Genomic DNA, 268 nt, shown 5'->3' with positions numbered 1-268 from the left:
CATAAGGCAACTTACCGGCACCTCTGAGTTTAATGAGGTATTTTTTGATCAAGCCGAATGTGATGCCGACGATATTGTAGGGCAACCAGGTGAAGGCTGGGCTATTGCTATGGGTTTACTTAATTTTGAGCGTGGCGTGTCGACCTTAGGTCAGCAAATGCAGTTTCAAAATGAGCTTAATCAAATTATTGATATAGCCAAAGCCAATGGTAAAAGCCAAAATCCAACTATTCGCCAACGCATTGCTGACGCTCATATAGGGCTTAAA

General features: G+C 42.5%; 1 pseudogene. It reads left to right on the top strand.

What is annotated here, in order from left to right:
- Nucleotides 1–268: pseudogene (locus AAEY62_RS22640) on the top strand (acyl-CoA dehydrogenase); the annotation flags it as partial.

Source organism: Pseudoalteromonas sp. GW168-MNA-CIBAN-0100, assembly GCF_040309225.1.
In the GTDB taxonomy this organism is placed as follows: Bacteria; Pseudomonadota; Gammaproteobacteria; order Enterobacterales; family Alteromonadaceae; genus Pseudoalteromonas; species Pseudoalteromonas arctica.
This window is presented reverse-complemented; position numbering and strand designations above follow the sequence as displayed.